Origin of the sequence: Brevundimonas olei (assembly GCF_037055245.1) — a bacterium.
Lineage (GTDB): Bacteria > Pseudomonadota > Alphaproteobacteria > Caulobacterales > Caulobacteraceae > Brevundimonas > Brevundimonas olei.
On the sequence record NZ_CP146369.1, the window covers coordinates 1,336,020 to 1,353,297 of the forward strand.

17 protein-coding genes are annotated in these 17,278 nt (G+C 67.6%); 11 read left to right on the forward strand and 6 right to left on the reverse strand.

From position 1 onward, the window contains the following. Positions 1-34 precede the first annotated feature (34 nt). A complete protein-coding gene (locus V8J38_RS06335; protein ID WP_338578349.1) occupies positions 35-2,161 on the reverse strand; it encodes a TonB-dependent receptor domain-containing protein in 2,127 nt (708 codons plus the stop codon). Between the two features lie 143 nt (positions 2,162-2,304). Between V8J38_RS06335 and V8J38_RS06340 the strand changes: the two genes are divergently transcribed. The 4 genes from V8J38_RS06340 (at position 2,305) to tdh (ending at position 5,786) form a co-directional block, all read left to right on the forward strand. Continuing rightward, positions 2,305-3,183, forward strand: coding sequence for a DUF4232 domain-containing protein (locus tag V8J38_RS06340; protein WP_338578350.1), 879 nt, complete (start codon positions 2,305-2,307; stop codon positions 3,181-3,183). A gap of 39 nt (positions 3,184-3,222) precedes the next feature. Continuing rightward, complete coding sequence (locus V8J38_RS06345) at positions 3,223-4,425, forward strand: glycine C-acetyltransferase (RefSeq protein WP_338578351.1); 1,203 nt, start codon at positions 3,223-3,225, stop codon at positions 4,423-4,425. A gap of 85 nt (positions 4,426-4,510) precedes the next feature. After that, the gene (locus V8J38_RS06350; protein ID WP_338578352.1) at positions 4,511-4,735 is read left to right on the forward strand and encodes a barstar family protein; all 225 of its coding nucleotides are present in this window, start codon (positions 4,511-4,513) and stop codon (positions 4,733-4,735) included. 16 nt (positions 4,736-4,751) lie between these two features. Further along, positions 4,752-5,786 (forward strand): L-threonine 3-dehydrogenase, encoded by a 1,035-nt coding sequence (tdh, locus tag V8J38_RS06355; RefSeq protein WP_422388332.1) that lies wholly within the window; start codon positions 4,752-4,754, stop codon positions 5,784-5,786. Between the two features lie 7 nt (positions 5,787-5,793). Here tdh and V8J38_RS06360 read toward each other — a convergent pair whose 3' ends face one another. After that, positions 5,794-6,141 carry a hypothetical protein gene (locus V8J38_RS06360; protein ID WP_338578354.1) on the reverse strand — a complete coding sequence of 116 codons (348 nt, stop codon included), beginning with the start codon at positions 6,139-6,141 and terminating at the stop codon, positions 5,794-5,796. Between the two features lie 75 nt (positions 6,142-6,216). Between V8J38_RS06360 and rlmJ the strand changes: the two genes are divergently transcribed. Then, positions 6,217-7,038 (forward strand): 23S rRNA (adenine(2030)-N(6))-methyltransferase RlmJ, encoded by an 822-nt coding sequence (gene rlmJ, locus V8J38_RS06365; protein ID WP_338578355.1) that lies wholly within the window; start codon positions 6,217-6,219, stop codon positions 7,036-7,038. Here rlmJ and V8J38_RS06370 read toward each other — a convergent pair. Beyond that, positions 7,035-7,370: an antibiotic biosynthesis monooxygenase family protein gene (locus V8J38_RS06370; protein ID WP_291776296.1), complete on the reverse strand. Its 336-nt coding sequence runs from the start codon at positions 7,368-7,370 to the stop codon at positions 7,035-7,037. The genes rlmJ and V8J38_RS06370 overlap by 4 nt on opposite strands. A gap of 88 nt (positions 7,371-7,458) precedes the next feature. On the opposite strand from V8J38_RS06370, the gene V8J38_RS06375 reads away from it, so the two are divergent. Both V8J38_RS06375 and V8J38_RS06380 read left to right on the forward strand, forming a co-directional pair. After that, positions 7,459-8,157 (forward strand): glutamine amidotransferase-related protein, encoded by a 699-nt coding sequence (locus tag V8J38_RS06375; protein ID WP_291776294.1) that lies wholly within the window; start codon positions 7,459-7,461, stop codon positions 8,155-8,157. A gap of 115 nt (positions 8,158-8,272) precedes the next feature. Then, positions 8,273-10,744 carry a hybrid sensor histidine kinase/response regulator gene (locus V8J38_RS06380; RefSeq protein WP_338578356.1) on the forward strand — a complete coding sequence of 824 codons (2,472 nt, stop codon included), beginning with the start codon at positions 8,273-8,275 and terminating at the stop codon, positions 10,742-10,744. A 10-nt stretch (positions 10,745-10,754) separates the two neighbouring features. On the opposite strand, the gene hemF is transcribed toward V8J38_RS06380, so the two are convergent. After that, on the reverse strand, positions 10,755-11,609 hold the full coding sequence (gene hemF / locus V8J38_RS06385; protein WP_422388333.1) for an oxygen-dependent coproporphyrinogen oxidase: 855 nt from the start codon (positions 11,607-11,609) through the stop codon (positions 10,755-10,757). A gap of 266 nt (positions 11,610-11,875) precedes the next feature. Here hemF and V8J38_RS06390 point away from each other — a divergent pair, with 266 nt between their 5' ends. Further along, a complete protein-coding gene (locus V8J38_RS06390) occupies positions 11,876-13,162 on the forward strand; it encodes a dipeptidase (protein ID WP_338578358.1) in 1,287 nt (428 codons plus the stop codon). 159 nt (positions 13,163-13,321) lie between these two features. Here V8J38_RS06390 and V8J38_RS06395 read toward each other — a convergent pair whose 3' ends face one another. Further along, the gene (locus V8J38_RS06395) at positions 13,322-13,777 is read right to left on the reverse strand and encodes a tRNA (cytidine(34)-2'-O)-methyltransferase (protein ID WP_338578359.1); all 456 of its coding nucleotides are present in this window, start codon (positions 13,775-13,777) and stop codon (positions 13,322-13,324) included. A 195-nt stretch (positions 13,778-13,972) separates the two neighbouring features. Here V8J38_RS06395 and petA point away from each other — a divergent pair, with 195 nt between their 5' ends. From petA to V8J38_RS06410, 3 genes are read left to right on the forward strand one after another with little or no spacing between them, the layout of a single operon-like run. Beyond that, positions 13,973-14,527 (forward strand): ubiquinol-cytochrome c reductase iron-sulfur subunit, encoded by a 555-nt coding sequence (gene petA, locus V8J38_RS06400; protein WP_291776282.1) that lies wholly within the window; start codon positions 13,973-13,975, stop codon positions 14,525-14,527. A gap of 17 nt (positions 14,528-14,544) precedes the next feature. Further along, positions 14,545-15,843: a cytochrome b gene (locus V8J38_RS06405; RefSeq protein WP_291776280.1), complete on the forward strand. Its 1,299-nt coding sequence runs from the start codon at positions 14,545-14,547 to the stop codon at positions 15,841-15,843. Between the two features lie 5 nt (positions 15,844-15,848). Further along, entirely contained in the window at positions 15,849-16,724 is an 876-nt protein-coding gene (locus V8J38_RS06410; protein WP_338578360.1) for a cytochrome c1, read from the forward strand. A gap of 72 nt (positions 16,725-16,796) precedes the next feature. On the opposite strand, the gene V8J38_RS06415 is transcribed toward V8J38_RS06410, so the two are convergent. Next, the gene (locus V8J38_RS06415) at positions 16,797-17,273 is read right to left on the reverse strand and encodes a hypothetical protein (RefSeq protein WP_338578361.1); all 477 of its coding nucleotides are present in this window, start codon (positions 17,271-17,273) and stop codon (positions 16,797-16,799) included. Positions 17,274-17,278: the final 5 nt, after the last annotated feature.

Sequence of the window (17,278 nt, forward strand, 5' to 3'; positions counted from 1 at the left end):
TCCCGTCCCTCGTTTTTTGCAGCGGCGAAGAAACCTAGAAGCGGGCGCGCACGCCCACCGTCAGGTTGCGCCCGCGCAGGGGCGCCGTCTCGGCCAGGAAGGAGGCGTGGTTGAACGCCGTCTCATCCAGCAGATTGGTCCCGCGCAGGAAGATCTGCGAGCGCACCGGCCCCAGATCGACGTCATAGGCCACGGTGGCGTTGACCATGTCGTAGCCCGGCGTCTCCGTTTCGAAGGCGGCGATGTCAGTCTGCTTGAAGGTGCGGCTGTATTCGACGTCGCCCGACCACGGTCCCTGGAAGGCGGCCAGGCGCACGCCCGCCCGCGCCGCAGGGATGCGGGGCAGGTTGCCGCCGTCGCCCTTCAACTCGCCCTGGACGTAGTCGCCGAAGACCGTGCCTGACAGCCACGGGGTGAACTGTTGCGTCAGCTCGCCCTCGATGCCGGTGAAGGTCGCGTCGGCCTGGCTGTAGCGGATCAGGCGGAAGTCCTCGTACTGATCCAGCGTCCGGGCGAAGATGTAGTCGTCATAGACGTAGTGGTAGGCGCTGACCGAGCCGGTCAGGGGGCCTTCGGTCTTGCGCAGGGTCAGCTCGATCGAGTTGGCCGTCTCGACGTCCAGCGCAGCGTCGCCGATCTCATAGGTGTTGGTCGCCAGGTGGACGCCGTCGGCGTACAGCTCCTGGGCGGAGGGCGCGCGCTGCGAACGCGACAGCGACACGGCGCCCGACCAGCCGGGGGTGAAGTGCCACACCGCCGAACCGGAGATGGAGAAGGGCTTGTGTTCGACGTCGGGCAGGCCGATGGCCGAGGCCTCCTGCCATTCCTGACGCAGGGCGCCTTCCAGGTGCCACAGGCCGATCTCGTATTCCTCCATCACGAACAGGCCGGTGTTCTTGGTCGTGCTGGGCGCCAGGAAGCTCTCTTCGCCGACGGCGGCGAAATCGCTCTTGCTCAGTTGCAGGCCGACCACGCCCTTGAAGCCGGCGATCTCGCGGTGCTGGGCCTCGATGCGGCCGTCGTAGCCCTTGTTGGTGAAGGTGGTCGAGACGACGCCTTCCTCGAGCTCGCTGTGCTCATAGTCGGTGTAGCCGGCGCGCAGGCGCACGTTCTCGATGCCCGGCAGCGGGTCGCGCAGTTCGCCGCGCAGGTCGACGCGGCGGCTCTTCAGGCGGACCTCGGGGGCGGCGTGGTCGTGATCGCCTTCATGCTCGTGCCCGTGATCATCGTCGCCGTGGCCATGATCGTCATCGTGGCCGTGATCGTGGCCGCCGCCGCAGTGCAGGTGGTCGCCGTGCGGGTGGCAGCCTTCATATTCATGGCTGTGACCGGCCAGACCATAGCGGCTGGTCTGTTCCGTATAGGCCGCGCCCAGATAGCCGCGCGACCCGATCCAGGAGGCGCCCAGCGTCGCCGTCGAGGTCTCGTTGTAGGAGCCGTCCAGGCGCGGTTCGTCCCAGCCGGGAACCTTGTAGTCGTCCGACTTGCGCGCCGCCGCCTCGACGCGGACGGCGAAGTTGCCGGCGCCCACCGTCATGCCGACCACGCCGGCTTCCTCGTTGTCGACTGAGCCGCGACGGTATTCGGCCACGCCCTCGCCGCCGTTCGCCGGGACGCGGGTCGGGATCTTCTTGTCCAGCAGGTTGACCGCGCCGCCGATGGCCCCGCCGCCGTAGAGCAGGGCCGCAGGGCCGCGCAGGATCTCGACCCCTTCCAGCAGCAGGGGTTCGCCGGACACGGCGTGGTCGGGCGAGACTTCGGACGCGTCCATCAGGCCCGCGCCCTCGCTCAGCACCTTGACGCGGGGCGAGGTCTGGCCGCGCACCACCGGGCGGCTGGCGCCGCCGCCGAAGGTGTCGGAGTTGACGCCGGGAATGCTGTTCAGGGTGTCGCCCAGGGTCGATTGGCGCCGATGGACCAGATCATCGCCGCTCAGCAGGGCGACGTGCGAACCGACGTCGTCGCCTGCGCGGCCCAGGGGCAGGGCGCGCACCACGACCTCGTCCACCTCATAGGCGCCGGCGTCGCGGGCGGCGTGATCGTGCGGGTCGCCCTGTGACTGACGCTGCACGGCGTCCTCAGCGAAAGCGGGCGCAGCGGCGCCCAGGCTGGTCAGCGCCGCCGCCCCCGCGGCGGTCAGCAGGAAGGTCCGAAATCGCATGTCACGCATCCCCGTTACAATGATGTGAGGCTTGATATGTTATAGTATATCATTACGCAACCGCTCCCTTGACGATTTCGTCCTGGGGGAGCCTTCACAAGCCCGCGACGTTGCAGCAGGGTCGCTGCTTCAAGGGGGCCGCCATGACCAGATCCGCCACGTTCCAAGCCATCGCCGTGACCGCCGGGTTCGGGCTGCTGGCCGCCGGTTGTTCTCAGCAGAAACCAGCCGAACCGACTTCGCCGATCGAGGCGCCGGTCGCTCAGAGCGCCGCCGCCGTGGGCTACGCCTGTGAGAGCGGCAAAACGATCGCCGTGGCCTATCCCGACGCCCAGACCGCCCGCCTGTCCTACGAAGGCAAGGACTATGTCCTGACCAGCGTGGTTTCCGCGAGCGGCGCCCGTTACGCAGGCCAGGGGCTGGAGTGGTGGACGGCCAGCCGGGGCGAGACGGAGAGCGGCACGTTGAGCCGTGCAGGCCAGGGGGATCAGGCGGGCAGCGTCATCGTTGAGCGCTGCAGCCGTCCGGTCGCCGCCGTGGCCCCGCCGCCGTCGGGCGCGCCCTGCGCCGCCGAAAACCTTCGCCTGGCGGTCGAGGGCGGGGACGCCGGCATGGGGCATCGCCTCACCACCCTGGCGCTGCGGAACACCGGCGCCGACGCCTGCACCGTGACCGGCTATCCGTCCGTCAGCCTGCTGGACGACGAGGGCAAGCTGCTGACCAGCGTTCGGGCCGTGCAGGCGCCGGGCAATTATTTCGCCCAGGGCCGCGCCCCGACGCCGGTCGAAATTCGTCCGCAGCAAGCCGCTTGGTTCGACCTGGCCTGGACCGTCATCCCGCACGAGGACAAGGGCGAGACGACCTGTCCTTCGGCCAAGACCGTGCGCGTGACGGCGCCGGGCGCGACGACGGCGATCGCCCTGCCGCTGGCCTTCACCCCCTGCGGCGGGCAGGTTGAGGTCAGTCCCCTGCGGCCCGTCCTCGATGGTTCGGCTCAGCCTGCCTCGGTCGCCGCAAACTAGGGGTTCAAACCTGCTCGAATTCAGCGTAGCGGAGCAAACATGACCCAAGATACGAACCAGGCCTTCTATGACCGCGTCTCCGCCGAACTGGCCGACATCGACGCCCAGGGGCTGACCAAGCCCGAGCGCGTCATCGCCTCGCGCCAGGGGCCGGTGATCTCCGTCAACGGCCGCGACGTGCTGAACTTCTGCGCCAACAACTATCTGGGCCTGGCGGGCGACGAGCGCGTCACCCAGGCCGGGATCAAGGCGCAGGAGAAATGGGGCGCGGGCACGGCCTCGGTGCGCTTCATCTGCGGCACGCTGGAAATCCACAAGGAGCTGGAGCGGGCGATCGCCGACTACCTCGGCTTTGAAGACGCCATCCTGTTCGCCGCCGCCTTCGACGCCAACGGCGGCATCTTCGAGCCGCTGTTCGGGGCCGAGGACGCCATCGTCTCGGACAGCCTGAACCACGCCTCGATCATCGACGGCGTGCGCCTGTCCAAGGCCCAGCGCTATCGCTTCGCCAACTCGGACATGGCCGATCTGGAGGCCAAGCTGAAGGAGGCGCGCGCCGCCGGCGCCCGCAACATCATCATCGCCACGGACGGCGCCTTCTCGATGGACGGCTACATCGGCAAGATCGATCAGATCCGCGCCCTGGCCGACCAGTATCAGGCCCTGATCATGGTCGACGACTGCCACGCGACCGGCTTCCTGGGCGACAAGGGCAAGGGCTCGTTTGCGCACTGTGGGGTCGAGGTCGACTTCGTCACCGGCACCTTCGGCAAGGCGCTGGGCGGGGCGATGGGCGGCTTCATCTGCGCCCGCAGCAATGTCGTCGAGCTGCTGAAGCAGCGCGCGCGGCCCTATCTGTTCTCGAACGCTCTGGCGCCGTCCGTTTGCGGGTCGTCACTGGAGGCCATCCGTATCGCTGCGGGAGATGAAGGCGACAAGCTGCGCGCTCAACTGTTCGCCAATGCGGCGCGTTTCCGTTCGGCCATGGCGGCGGCGGGCTTCGACCTGCTTCCGGGCGAGCACCCGATCATCCCGGTCATGCTGGGCGACGCCAAGCTGGCGCAGGACATGGCGGCGCGCCTGCTGGAACTGGGCGTCTATGTCATCGGCTTCTCATTCCCGGTGGTGCCGCGCGGCCAGGCCCGCATCCGCACCCAGATGTCGGCGGCGCATACGTTCGAGCAGATCGACGCCGCCGTGGCCGCCTTCACCCAGGCGGGCAAGGAACTGGGTGTTATCTGACGGAGGCGGGCATGGAGGTCGTGCTGGACGGTCGCCGTATCCGCAGCCGTGACGACTTCTATGCGCAGATCGAGGGGATCGAGGCGTGCCTGACTGGTTCGGGCGCAATCTCGACGCCCTGTTCGATCTGGTGCTGGCGGTTCTGCCGGGACCGCTGACAATCCGCTGGATCCATGCGGAGGCTTCGGCCAAGGCGATGGGGGCGGACTTCGGCATTGTCGTCGGCGTCTTGCGCGATGCCGAGGAAGCGCCGAAATCAGGCTTCAAACTGCGCCTGTGCAAGGGCGCGACAACAGAGTTCAGGGAGTAGGCTGATGGCGGACATGATGAAGGCTCTGGCCAAGACGAAGCCGGCCGAGGGGCTGGAGCTGATCGACGCGCCCATTCCCGTCGCGGGTGATGAGGACGTGCTGATCAAGGTGCATCGCACCGCCGTCTGCGGCACTGACATCCACATCTGGAACTGGGACGAGTGGTCCCAGAAGAACGTGCCCGTGCCGATGATCACCGGGCATGAGTTCGCGGGCGAGATCGTCGCCATCGGCAAGGACGTGGATCGCCGCCTGAAGGTCGGCCAGCGCGTCTCGGCCGAGGGGCACGTCATCGACCTGAACTCCGAAGCGGCCCGCGCCGGCCACTTCCATCTGGACCCCGACACGCGCGGCATCGGTGTGAACCGTCAGGGCGCATTCGCCGAATACGTCGTGGCCCCGGCCTTCAACGTCATCGAGCTGCCGGACGAGGTGCCGTATGAGATCGGCTCGATCCTCGACCCGTTCGGCAACGCCGTGCACACGGCGCAGCAGTTCGATCTGTTGGGTGAGGACGTCATCGTCACCGGGGCAGGCCCCATCGGCATGATGGCCGCCGCCGTGGCGCGTCATGCGGGCGCGCGCACTGTGGTTCTCACGGATATCAACGACTTCCGCCTGGAACTTGCGCAGAAGGTTGCGCCCGGCATCCGCGCCGTGAACACCACCAAGGAAGACCTGCGCGACGTCATGCACGAGCTGGGCCTGAAGGTCGGCTTTGACGTGGCGCTGGAGATGTCAGGTTCGCCGATCGCCTTCAAACAGTGCGTCGACACCCTGATCATGGGCGGCGGCATGGCCATGCTGGGCATTCCGTCCCGGCCGATGGAGACGGACTGGGGCGCGATCATCCTGAAGGCCCTGACCATCAAGGGCGTCTATGGGCGCGAGATGTTCACCACCTGGCGCAAGATGCTGGGCCTGCTGAAGGCGGGTCTGGATCTGTCGCCGCTGATCACCCACCAGATGCCCTATCAGGATTTCGAGGGGGGCTTTGAGGCGATGAAGTCCGGCAAGTCGGGCAAGGTCGTTCTGAACTGGGCCGACTGATCGAGCGCTAAATCCCGACTTCGCGAAGGCGGGCGCGCAGGCTGTTGATCCAGTCGCGCGCCTCGTCACCACCCCACAGGCGCCAGGCGATATAGCCCGCCGAGGGCTTGATGGGGTCGGCCCAATGGCGGCCGTGCCTGTCCACCGCGTGACGGGCGAAATAGCTGTACATTGACTTGATGTCGCGGTCGCTGAGCGGGGCGCGCGCCATCAGCTGTTCGGCGCGGCGCACCCCGACCTCGGTGCCGCCGCGTCTGTGCTGTTCACGCAGGATCAGGCCGTCCTCGGCCGTCTCGGCGATGGCGGCGCTGGGCGTGCGGTCCTCGTCGGAAAGAATGGGGTGGTCGATCAGCATGGCGTATCCTGAAGCCGGGGCGTCGACCCCTCTTATACGACTTGACCTGATGACGGGGGCGGGGGACGAGCGGCCATGAATTATCGTCACAGCTTTCACGCCGGAAACTTCGCCGATCTGGTCAAACACGCCCTTGTGCTGTGGCTGCTGAAGGAGCGTCAGGAGCGCGGACCTGTGAGCGTGCTGGACACCCATGCCGGGGCGGGTCTCTATGACCTGTCGGGCGATGCGGTCCGCTCGCGCGAGGCCGAGGCTGGAGTGGCGCGGTTGATGGCCGCCGAGGCGCGGCCGCCGCTGATCGAGGCCCTGGCCGCCGAGGTCGCCGCGCTGAACCCCCAGGGCGGCGCGCGCTTCTATCCCGGCTCGCCGATGCTGACGGCGCGAGCCTTGAGGGCTGAGGATTCCTATCGCGGCTTCGAGCTCAACCCGCCGGTCGAGACCTTGCTGCGGGAGGCGCTGGCGCCATGGCCCAATGCGACGGGGCGGGCGGGCGACGGCTATGAGGAGGCCGCGCGCGCCGCGCGGGGGCTGAAGGCGCCGCTGGTGCTGATCGATCCGCCGTTCGAGCGGCCCGACGACTATGTCCGCTCGGCCGAGACGGCGGCGGCGGTTCTGGGCGCCGATCCGACGGCCTGCGTGGCGATCTGGACGCCGCTGAAGGATCTGGAGACCTTTGACGGCTTCATCCGTCGGCTGGAGCAGGCGGGGCTGTCGCGGGTGCTGGTGGCCGAGGCGCGGCTGCGTCCGCTGAACAATCCGATGAAGATGAACGGCTGCGCCATGACGATCGTCAACGCGCCGTCGGGCGCCGATGCGGCGGCGGCCGAAATCTGCGGCTGGACGGTTCAGGCGCTGGGCGATCCCGGCGGTCGGGCCGAGGTCTGGCGCGCGGGCTAGGCCTGGATGACCTCGCCCGGTTCGTAGAGGTGAGGCTCGAAGGTGGCGATGGCCAGGATCGGCCCCATGGCCGCAACGACCTGAGGGTGGCGCGTCATGGCTTTCCAGGCGCCGGCGCTGGCCCAGACGGCGTGATTGGCGGCGACTCGCCCGTTCAGTCCGCGATGCAGGGTGGCGGAGACGAAGCCGGGCAGGGCGGTCTGAATGCGCACAAGAGCGGCCAGATGCTCCATCAATTCGTCCAGATGGGGCGCGTTGCACTTGAAGACATTGATCAGGACGATCGGGTCTTCAGGCGGCGCATCGGCCTGGATGTCGGCTGAAGAGGGCATGGGCGGTTCGTCTCATTGCTTTCGCCTTCCTTCTACCGCAATCGAGGGGCTGACGCTTCCTTCCTCCCTCGTCGATCAAGTGGATTTCATGACCGCCATCGCCATCCTCGAAACCGGTCGTCCGCCCGCCCCTCTGGCCGAGGCGTTCGGCGACTACACCGCCCAGTTCCGGGCCATGCTGGGCGAGGGGGCAACCACCCATCGATTCGACGTTCAGGCGGGGGAACTGCCGGAAGACCCGTCGGCCTTCGCCGGGACGATCGTCACCGGGTCGGCGGCGGGCGTCTACGAGGATCTGCCGTGGATCGCGCCCCTGTCCGCCTGGCTGCGTGACGCGCGGGGCAAGACGCGGCTGGTGGGCGTGTGCTTCGGCCACCAGATTCTGGCCCACGCCTTCGGCGGCCGGGTCGAGAAGTCCGACAAGGGCTGGGGCGTCGGCCTGCACCGCTATGACGTGCTGAGCGACGAAGCCTGGATGACGCCGGCGGCGTCGACCATCGCCATTCCGGCATCGCACCAGGATCAGGTCGTGGCCGCGCCTGCGGACGCACGCGTGCTGATCGCCAGCGAGTTCACCCCCTATGCGGGCCTGGCCTGGGGGCAGGACGCCATCAGCTTCCAGTGCCATCCCGAGTTCGACCCGGCCTTCGCCGCCCGTCTGACCGAAGGTCGGCGGGGACGCATCGACGACGCCCTGGTCGATCAGGCCCACGCCAGCCTGGCCCAGCCGAACGACCGCGCTGTGCTGGCCGACTGGATTCGGGCCTACCTCGGCGTTTCGGCTTGAACGGGGTCCTGGCGAGGCGCGCTTCATCGAACGGCGCTAAGCCTTAGGCAACCTCCGCAGGTCTAGAGTCGGGGGGATGGCCCCCGTACGTCTCGTGCCCCTTCTCCGCGCGCCCTTGATCGCTGCCGCCGTACTGGCGACGGCCGCCCCCGCCATGGCCGGCGTCGGCCAGGCTGCGGAGCTGGCCCGCGCCGTGGAGCAGAGGGCCGCCCGCACGGATTTCGCGGCGCTGGAGGCCTTTGGCCTGGAGGCCATGAAGCGGCGCGACCGCGAGGGGCTGAACCGGCTCTATCACGTCGCGTGGACGGTCCTGAACCAGGGGGACTTCGAAGAGGCGACCCTCTGGAACAATCGCCTGGAGGCCCAGGCGCGGGCCCAGAACGACCAACGATACCTGGCCATTGCGCGGCTGAACGCCCTGACCATCCGCTACGACCAGGGTGATCTGGCGGTCGAGAAGGAGATGGCGCACACGGCGCGGACGAGCCGCGACTGGTTCGTCATGGCTCATGCGGCCCGCTTGAGCGCCCTGGCCCTGATGGATCAGGACCGCATCGGCGAAGGCCTGCGCCTGCTGACCACGGCCGAAAGCGAGATCCCGGTGCATGACCCCTATGCCGCCACTGCGCGCGCGGGGGTCTGGGAAATGACCGGCATGGGCCTGATGAAGCTGAGCGACGTGGCCGGAGCGGCGGCGGCCTTCCGCCGTTTCGAGATCGACGATTCCAATCCCGACTATCCGCGTCCCGACTTCGACAGCCTCTATAATCTGACGCGGATGGCGCTTCAGGTGGGGGACCTGTCGAACGCGGAACTTTACTATGCGGCCCATCATCGGCTCAGCCAGCGCGCGAACCTGGAAAGCCTCAGCGCCTATGACGCCGCCCTGTGCGCCTTCCTCGCCGATGCGCGGCGGGATTCGCGCGGAGTGCTGGACTGCCTGGCCCCGCACGAAGCGCTGATCGACGGCAAGGCCTTCCTGGCGCTCGACATCCTGCCGGCCAGGGGCGTGGCGCGCGCGCGGCTGGGCGATCTGGCAGGCGCCCGCAGCGACCTGGAACGTCTGCGGGAGTTGGCTCCGAACGGCGGAGTCGATCCGACCGAACGCCTGCTTGAGGCCGAGCTTCTGTTCGCTTCCGGCCGGGCGGCCGAAGCCTTTGACGTTCTGCGCGAATATCAGCGTCAGCGCGACCTGCACCTGTCTCTGCGATTCAGCGCGGGCATTCATCAGGTGACGGGCGACATGCAGGAGCAGTTGGCCGAGCGGCGACGTCAGTTGGAGACGGCCCGCGCCAACACCCAGCTGCAACACGCAGTGATCCGGGGACAGAATTGGATCCTGGGCATAAGCCTCGCCTTCGCCGTGTCGGTCCTTCTGGTGGTGTTCTGGCAGAGGCGGCAGTCTCGTCGGCTGAAGAAGGCCCAACTCCACGCCGAGGCCGCGAACCGCGCAAAGAGCGAGTTCCTGGCCAATATGAGCCACGAGATCCGGACGCCGCTCAACGGCGTGGTGGCGATGGCCGAAGCCTTGGCCGGGCGCGATCTGCGCGAGCAGGACCGGGAACTGGTGAACATCATCCGGTCGTCCGGCGTCACCCTGGAGCGATTGCTCTCGGACATTCTGGACGTCGCCCGTATCGAGTCGGGCAAGGTGACGATCGAGCCTGCGCCCTTCGACCTGGAGGAGGCGTCGCGTGACGTCTCCGCACTGTGGGCGCCGCTGGCCATGGGCAAGGGGGTGGAGCTGCGGCTGGAGTATGATCCGGCCTTGCCGCGCCGGGTGCTCGGCGACGCCGTGCGTCTGCGCCAGGTGCTGACCAATCTCGTCAGCAACGCGCTGAAATTCACCCAGGAAGGCAGCGTGACGTTGAAGGTCGCCCGGACAGAGGGGGACCGCGTGCGCTTCACGGTCCTCGACACGGGCATCGGCTTTGACGCCGAGTTCAAGTCGCGCATCTTTCATCGCTTCCAGCAGGAGGATGGCTCCATCACCCGCCGTTTCGGCGGCAGCGGGCTGGGGCTGGCGATTTCAGACGATCTGGTCCGGCTGATGGGCGGGGAGCTCGACTGCGATTCTCCGCCGGGCGAGGGCGCGCGCTTCTGGTTCGACCTGTCCCTGCCGACGGCGACAGACGAGGCGCCGAACGAGACGGTTCAGGCCGCGCCGCCGCCGTCCATGGAACGTGCAGGCGCGCCGCGCGTGCTTCTGGCCGATGATCATCCGGCCAACCGCAAGGTGGTCGAAGTCATGCTCGAACCGTTGGGAGTCGACTTGACGACGGTTGAGGATGGGGCCCAGGCCCTGGCCGCCTTCCGCGAGGGGGGCTTCGACCTGGTGCTGATGGACATGCAGATGCCGGTCATGGACGGACTGACCGCCACGACCGAGATGCGCGCCCACGAGCGCCGCATCGGCGCGGAGCCGACGCCGATTCTGATGCTGACCGCCAACGCCATGAGCGAGCATGTCGAGGCCAGCCATCGCGCGGGCGCCGACGGCCATCTGACCAAGCCGCTGAGCGTGGCGGGCCTGACCAGGGCGGTCGCGGAGGCCCTGGACCGGGCGAACGATCAGGTTTCGGCCTGAACCTCGGCGTTTAGGGCCACTTCACCACGGGCGGCATGGAGCTGAGGATCGACTCGACATTGCCGCCGGTCTTCAGCCCGAACATGGTGCCGCGGTCGTAGAGCAGGTTGAACTCCACATAGCGGCCGCGACGGATCAGCTGTTCCTCGCGCTCCGCGTCGGTCCAGGGCTCCTGCATGCGGCGGGCGACGATGTCCGAGTAGACCTTCAGGAAGGCCTCGCCGACGGCCTGGGTGAAGGCGAAGTCCCGCTCCCAGTCGCCGCTGTCGTGGTGGTCGTAGAAGATGCCGCCGGTGCCGCGCGGTTCATTGCGGTGGGGCAGGAAGAAATACTCGTCGCACCACTGCTTGTATTTGGCGTGCCAGGCCGGGTCGAAGGCGTCGCAGGCGCCCTGCATGGCGGCGTGGAAGTCGACGGTGTCGGGGTGGTCGTCGCGGCGGTCCGCATCCAGCACGGGCGTCAGGTCGCCGCCGCCGCCGAACCAGGTCTTCGTCGTCGAGATCAGGCGGGTGTTCATGTGCACGGCGGGCACGCGCGGGCTGACCGGATGGCAGATCAGGCTGATGCCGGTGGCGTAGAAGCGCGGGTCTTCCTCGGCGCCCGGCACGTTCCTGGCGTAGTCGGCGGGGAAGGTCCCGTGGACGGTCGAGCAGTGGACGCCGACCTTTTCGAACAGGCGGCCGCTCATCATGCCCATGACGCCGCCGCCGCCTTCCTTGCGGTCCCAGGGCGTGCGGACGAAACGGCCGGCCTCGCCGGCGAACAGTTCGGCGGGGGCGGCGTCTTCCAGCGCCTCGAAACCGGCGTGGATCTTGTCGCGCAGGGTCTCGAACCAGACGCGGGCGCGCTCGCGGCGCTCAATCATCAGGGCGGGGTCAGCTTGGATCATGAGGGCTTCAACCATGACGCGGCCTTTCTGAACAGTCCGGCGGGGTGCGCGGATGCGAGCCTGATGCCGCAGCGCGGGCGAGGGGGCCTTGATCCAGATCACAAGGCGGCCTGCGGAGGGGCGGCCTGCGGGGGCGGTGTACGGATGGTTCCCTCAGCGCCTTAGCTGTGCCAGCGTACCGCGCCCGTAGGAAGCGGCGCCGTGGGGCGACCGAGCGGGCCGAGTATCCAGGAGGGGAAACCATGATCCGCATCGCCCTGAACGCCAAACTGCGCGCGAGCCTGCTCGCCGCCGCCTCCGTCGCCGTCCTGGCCGGACCGACCGTGGCTCAAACTCAGCCGCAAGAGGCGCGGGTGATGCAGATCCTCAAGCGCACGCCTCTGGTCGATGGCCACAACGACCTGCCGTGGGCGCTGCGTCAGGGCTTCGGGAACGACCCTTACGGCGTTGATCTGAACGCGAATCTATCGACCTCGACGCGCCTGCATACCGATATTCCGCGTCTGCGCGCAGGCGGCGTGGGCGGTCAGTTCTGGTCGGTCTACGTTCCCGCCAGCATGGCGCCGGTCGACGCCGCCAAGGCCACCTTCGAACAGATCGACACGGTCAAGCGCATCGTCGCCGCCCACCCCGAAACCTTCGAACTCGCCACCACCGCCGACGACCTGGTCCGCATCCACCGCGGGGGCAAGATCGCCAGCCTGATCGGCATGGAAGGCGGTTACTCCATCGACGACTCTCTGGGTCTGCTGCGCGAATTCTATGATTCGGGTGCGCGCTACATGACGCTGACCCACTCCAAGAGCACGACCTGGGCCGACAGCGGCACCGACGCGCCCAAATGGAACGGGCTGAACGCCTTCGGCGAGGAGGTGGTCAAGGAGATGAACCGTCTGGGCATGATGGTGGACCTCAGCCACGTGTCCGAGGACACCATGGTCGACGCCATCCGGGTGTCCGAGGCGCCGGTGATCTTCTCCCACTCCTCGGCGCGGGCCGTGACGGCCCATCCGCGCAACGTGCCCGACGCCGTGCTGCGCCAGATGGCGGCCAACGGCGGCATCGTCATGGTGACCTTCGTGCCGGGCTTCATCAGCGAACCGGTGCGCGCCTGGGGCGCCGCCCGCGCGGCCGAAACCACGCGGCTGACGGCGCTGAATCCCGGCGATCCGACCGCGGTCAAGGCCGGCGTGGACGCCTGGGTTGCGGCCAATCCCGCGCCCAAGGCGACGATCGAGGACGTCATCGCCCACATTCAGCACGTCCGCGACGTGGCGGGCATCGACCATGTGGGCCTGGGCGGCGACTATGACGGGGTGGACAGCCTGCCGGTCGGCCTGGAGGGCGTGGACGGCTATCCGCGCCTGTTGGCCGAATTGATGAACCGGGGGTGGAGCGAAGCCGATATCCGCAAGATCTCGGGCGAGAACCTGCTGCGCGTCATGCGCGCCGTCGAGCGTGTCGCCGCCTCGAAGGGGGTCGAACGCCCGAACCTGGCCAAACTGCCGGACGACGGCGCGCCGGAATAGGTCGAATTCTTCTCCCCTTGCGGGAGAAGGTGGACGGCGGAGCCGGACGGATGAGGGGTGCGAATACACGTGCTCTCAGCCCTCATATTTGGACAGCCCGCCGACGACACCCCTCATCCGAGCCCTTCGGGCCCACCTTCTCCCACAAGGGGAGAAGGACTACCGCGTGGGCAGCGAGTGCAGCTGCCTTAGCGCCTCGTGCAGGCCGATCCCGGCGCTGACCGACAGGTTCAGCGACCGGGTTTCCGGCCGTATCGGAATGAAGATTCGCGCATCCGCCGCCGCATGGACGTAGTCGGGCGAACCGGCGCTCTCCTTGCCGAACAACAGGACGTCGTCGGGCCGGAAGACGAAATCCGTCAGAGGTTCGGCCGCGCGCGTGGTGAACAGCACCAGCCGTCCCGGCGCCCGCTCGCGCTGAAAGGCGTCCCAGTCGGAATGGCGCGTCATATGGGACAAGGGCCCGTAATCCAGGGCCGCCCGCTTCATCGCGCGGTCGTCGAAATTAAAGCTGGTGGGCTCGATGACGTGCAATTCCACGCCGAAACAGGCGCTCAGACGGATGCAGGCGCCGACATTATGGGGGATGTCAGGTTGAAAAAGGGCGAGACGCATTCTAAGGCCCTCATACGCGCGGGGCGGGGCCTTGTCGCGGCTTTTGTTGCGACTGTTTCGCAAATCGCTTCCGCGACTTGTCTGGGACGGACGAAACCGAGGCCGGACGGGCAGGGATTTGCCGTCGCATGATAGGGTTCCATTCGGTTGACGCTCCATGTCGGGGCGGCGGCCGGCGATGCAGAGGTGAAACGCGTGGCCGAATCGGTCGTGAATGCTGACGGGCCTGACGGCCAACACGGGGGTGGCGACGCCACTCGCCGCGACTTCATCCACATTGCGGCGGGCGCGGCTGCGGCCGGCGCCGGCGTGATGGTGGCGTGGCCCTTGATCAACCAGATGAACCCGGCGGCCGACACCCTGGCCCTGGCGTCGATCGAATTCGATCTGACCAAGGTTCAGGAAGGTCAGCAGGTCGTCATCAAGTGGCAGGGCAAGCCGGTCTTCGTGCGCTATCGCACCCCGGCCGAGCTGACCAAGGTCATCGACGAGGGCGCCGTAGGCAGCCCGCCGCAGACCGACGCCGAGCGCACCAAGGCCGGCCACGAGAAATATCTCGTCGTCATCGGTTCGTGCACCCACCTGGGCTGCGTGCCGACCTTCAACGCCGGCGACTACGGCGGCTGGTTCTGCCCCTGCCACGGTTCGCACTACGACGCCTCGGGCCGCATCCGTAAGGGTCCGGCGCCGCTGAACCTGATCGTGCCGAACTACGAATACATGTCCGACACCCGCGTGAAGATCGGCTGAGGACGGACAGAGGAACCATGAGCGATCACGAATCCACTTACGTCCCGAAAACCGCTGTCGAGCGGTGGATGGACACCCGCCTGCCGATCATTCGTTTCGGCATGGACTATGCGAACCTGCCGACCCCGAAGAACCTGAACTACTGGTGGACCTTCGGCGGCATCCTGGCGATCTGCCTGATGACGCAGATCATCACCGGCATCGTCCTGGCCATGCACTACACCCCGCACGTCGACATGGCCTTCGCCTCGGTCGAGCGCATCATGCGCGACGTGAACGGCGGCTGGCTGATCCGCTACGTGCACGCCAACGGCGCGTCGATGTTCTTCATCGCCGTCTATCTGCACATGCTGCGGGGCCTCTACTACGGCTCCTACAAGGCGCCGCGCGAGATGATCTGGATCGTCGGCTGCGTCATCTTCTTCCTGATGATCGCCACCGCCTTCCTCGGCTACGTCCTGCCGTGGGGCCAGATGTCCTTCTGGGGCGCTGAGGTGATCACCAACCTGATCGGCGCCATTCCGGTCGTCGGCGAGCCGATCCTGATCTGGCTGCGCGGCGGCCCGGCGATCGACAACGCGACGCTGAACCGCTTCTTCTCGCTGCACTACCTGCTGCCGTTCGTCATCGCCGGCTGCGTGGTGCTGCACCTGTGGGCTCTGCACGCCGCCGGTCAGAACAACCCGGTCGGCATCCTGATCCCGAAGGACCGCGCCAAGAAGGACATGCTGCCCTTCCACCCGTACTTCACGGTCAAGGACGGCTTCGCGATCATCCTGTTCCTGATCCTGTTCGCGGTCTTCGTCTTCTACAACCCGAACGCCCTGGGCCACGCCGACAACTACATTCCGGCCAACCCGCTGCAGACCCCGGCGCACATCGTGCCTGAGTGGTATATGCTGCCCTTCTACGCGATCCTGCGCGCCATCCCCGACAAGTTCGGCGGCGTGGTGGCCATGTTCGCGGCGATCGGGGTGCTGTTCGTCCTGCCGTGGCTGGACACGTCCAAGGTGCGCTCCATGCGCTACCGCCCGACGATGAAGACCTTCTTCATCATCTTCCTGTTCGTCTGCTTCGGCCTGGGCTGGTGCGGCGCGCAGCTGCCCGACGCTCCGGTGATCGGCAGCTTCAAGACCTTCACCCTGATCGACGGCGACCTGAACTCCTACCTGTGGCTGACGCGTTTCCTGACGGCCTACTACTTCGTCTTCTTCCTGGTGCTGATGCCGGTCATCGGCCTGCGTGAGAAGCCGCTGCCGATCCCGGCGACGATCTCGGAGCCCGTGCTCCCGTCGACCGCAGCCGAGAAGGCGTGAGCGCGATGATGAGCAACGAGAAAAAGACCGTGTCCTTCCGCAAGATCCTCGTCTCCGTGACGGCCGCTGTCGGCCTAGTCGCCATCGCGGCCCCGGCGATGGCCGCCGGGGGCGCCAAGCATCCGCGCGACGGCGGCTTCAGCTTCGCCGGGCCGTTCGGCACCTTCGATCAGGGCCAGCTGCAACGCGGCTACAAGGTCTATCGCGAGGTCTGCGCCTCCTGCCACGGCATGGACCTGATGCACTTCCGCAACCTGGGCGACAAGGACGGCCCGTTCTGGAATCCGAAGTATCCGAACCCGAACGACAACCCTGTCGTGAAGGCTCTGGCCAAGGAGATCCAGGTCGCCGACATCGACTCGGAGACGGGTGAGGCCCTGATGCGCGACGCCACCACGGCCGACCGCTTCCCCAACCCCTATCCGAACCCGACGGCGGCCGCTGCGGCCAACGGCGGCGCCATGCCGCCGGACCTGTCGGTCATGGCCAAGGCTCGTCACGACGGCGCCAACTACATCTACTCGCTGCTGTCGGGCTATTCGGCCCCGCCGGCGGGCCTGAAGATGACCGAGACCCAGCACTACAACCCCTATATGGCCGGGGACATGACCCCGTTCTGGACGGGCAAGGGCCATGTTCCGCCCGGCGGCTTCATCGCCATGCCGCCGCCGCTGAGCGCGGGCCAGGTCACCTATGACGACGGCACCGAGGCGACGGTGGATCAGATGTCCAAGGACGTCGCGGCCTTCATCGCCTGGACGTCCGAGCCGAAGATGGTCGAGCGCAAGCAGATGGGCTTCGGCGTGCTGATCTTCCTGCTGGCCTTCGCGGGCGTGACCTACGCCAGCTATCGCCGCATCTGGAAGGGCGTCGCCCACTAAGGCGTCCTCTCCTTGCAGACGAAACGACCCGCCGGAGCGATCCGGCGGGTTTTTTCATGGGCGGCGTCCGCGTCAGCGGGCGAGGGCGGTGCAGCGGATCAGGCGCTGGGGCGCTTCGTCGGGTCTGTCGAGGCGGATCAGCCGCAGCGTCTCGTTCGTCGCCTCGAACCGGACTTGCCGGGAGGAGCGCCCGCTTCCCGTCTCGCAGTCGAGAAGGGCGTCGTAGCCCTGGCCGCGCTCGTCGATGGATTCGATGACGCAGCGCAGTCCCCGTCCGTGCAGATCGGTGGTGGTGATCCGAAGCGCGGCCTGATCGCCGGGCTGGGCGCAAGTTTCGGCCGTGGGCGCCCAACGGCCGATGAAGCTGGTCGCGCCGGCGCCGCGCATAAGCGGCTCCATCCCCGGCGGGCGCTGTGGCGGAGGCGCCGAAGTCCCCGGACCCTGTATGGGCTGGGCCGGCTCTGTGGGCGGGTTGACCTGGCCCGGCGGGTCGCAGGCCGTCAGCAAGGTCGCCAGCACGACAAGCAAGGGGGGCGAAGAGCGCTTCATCCCTG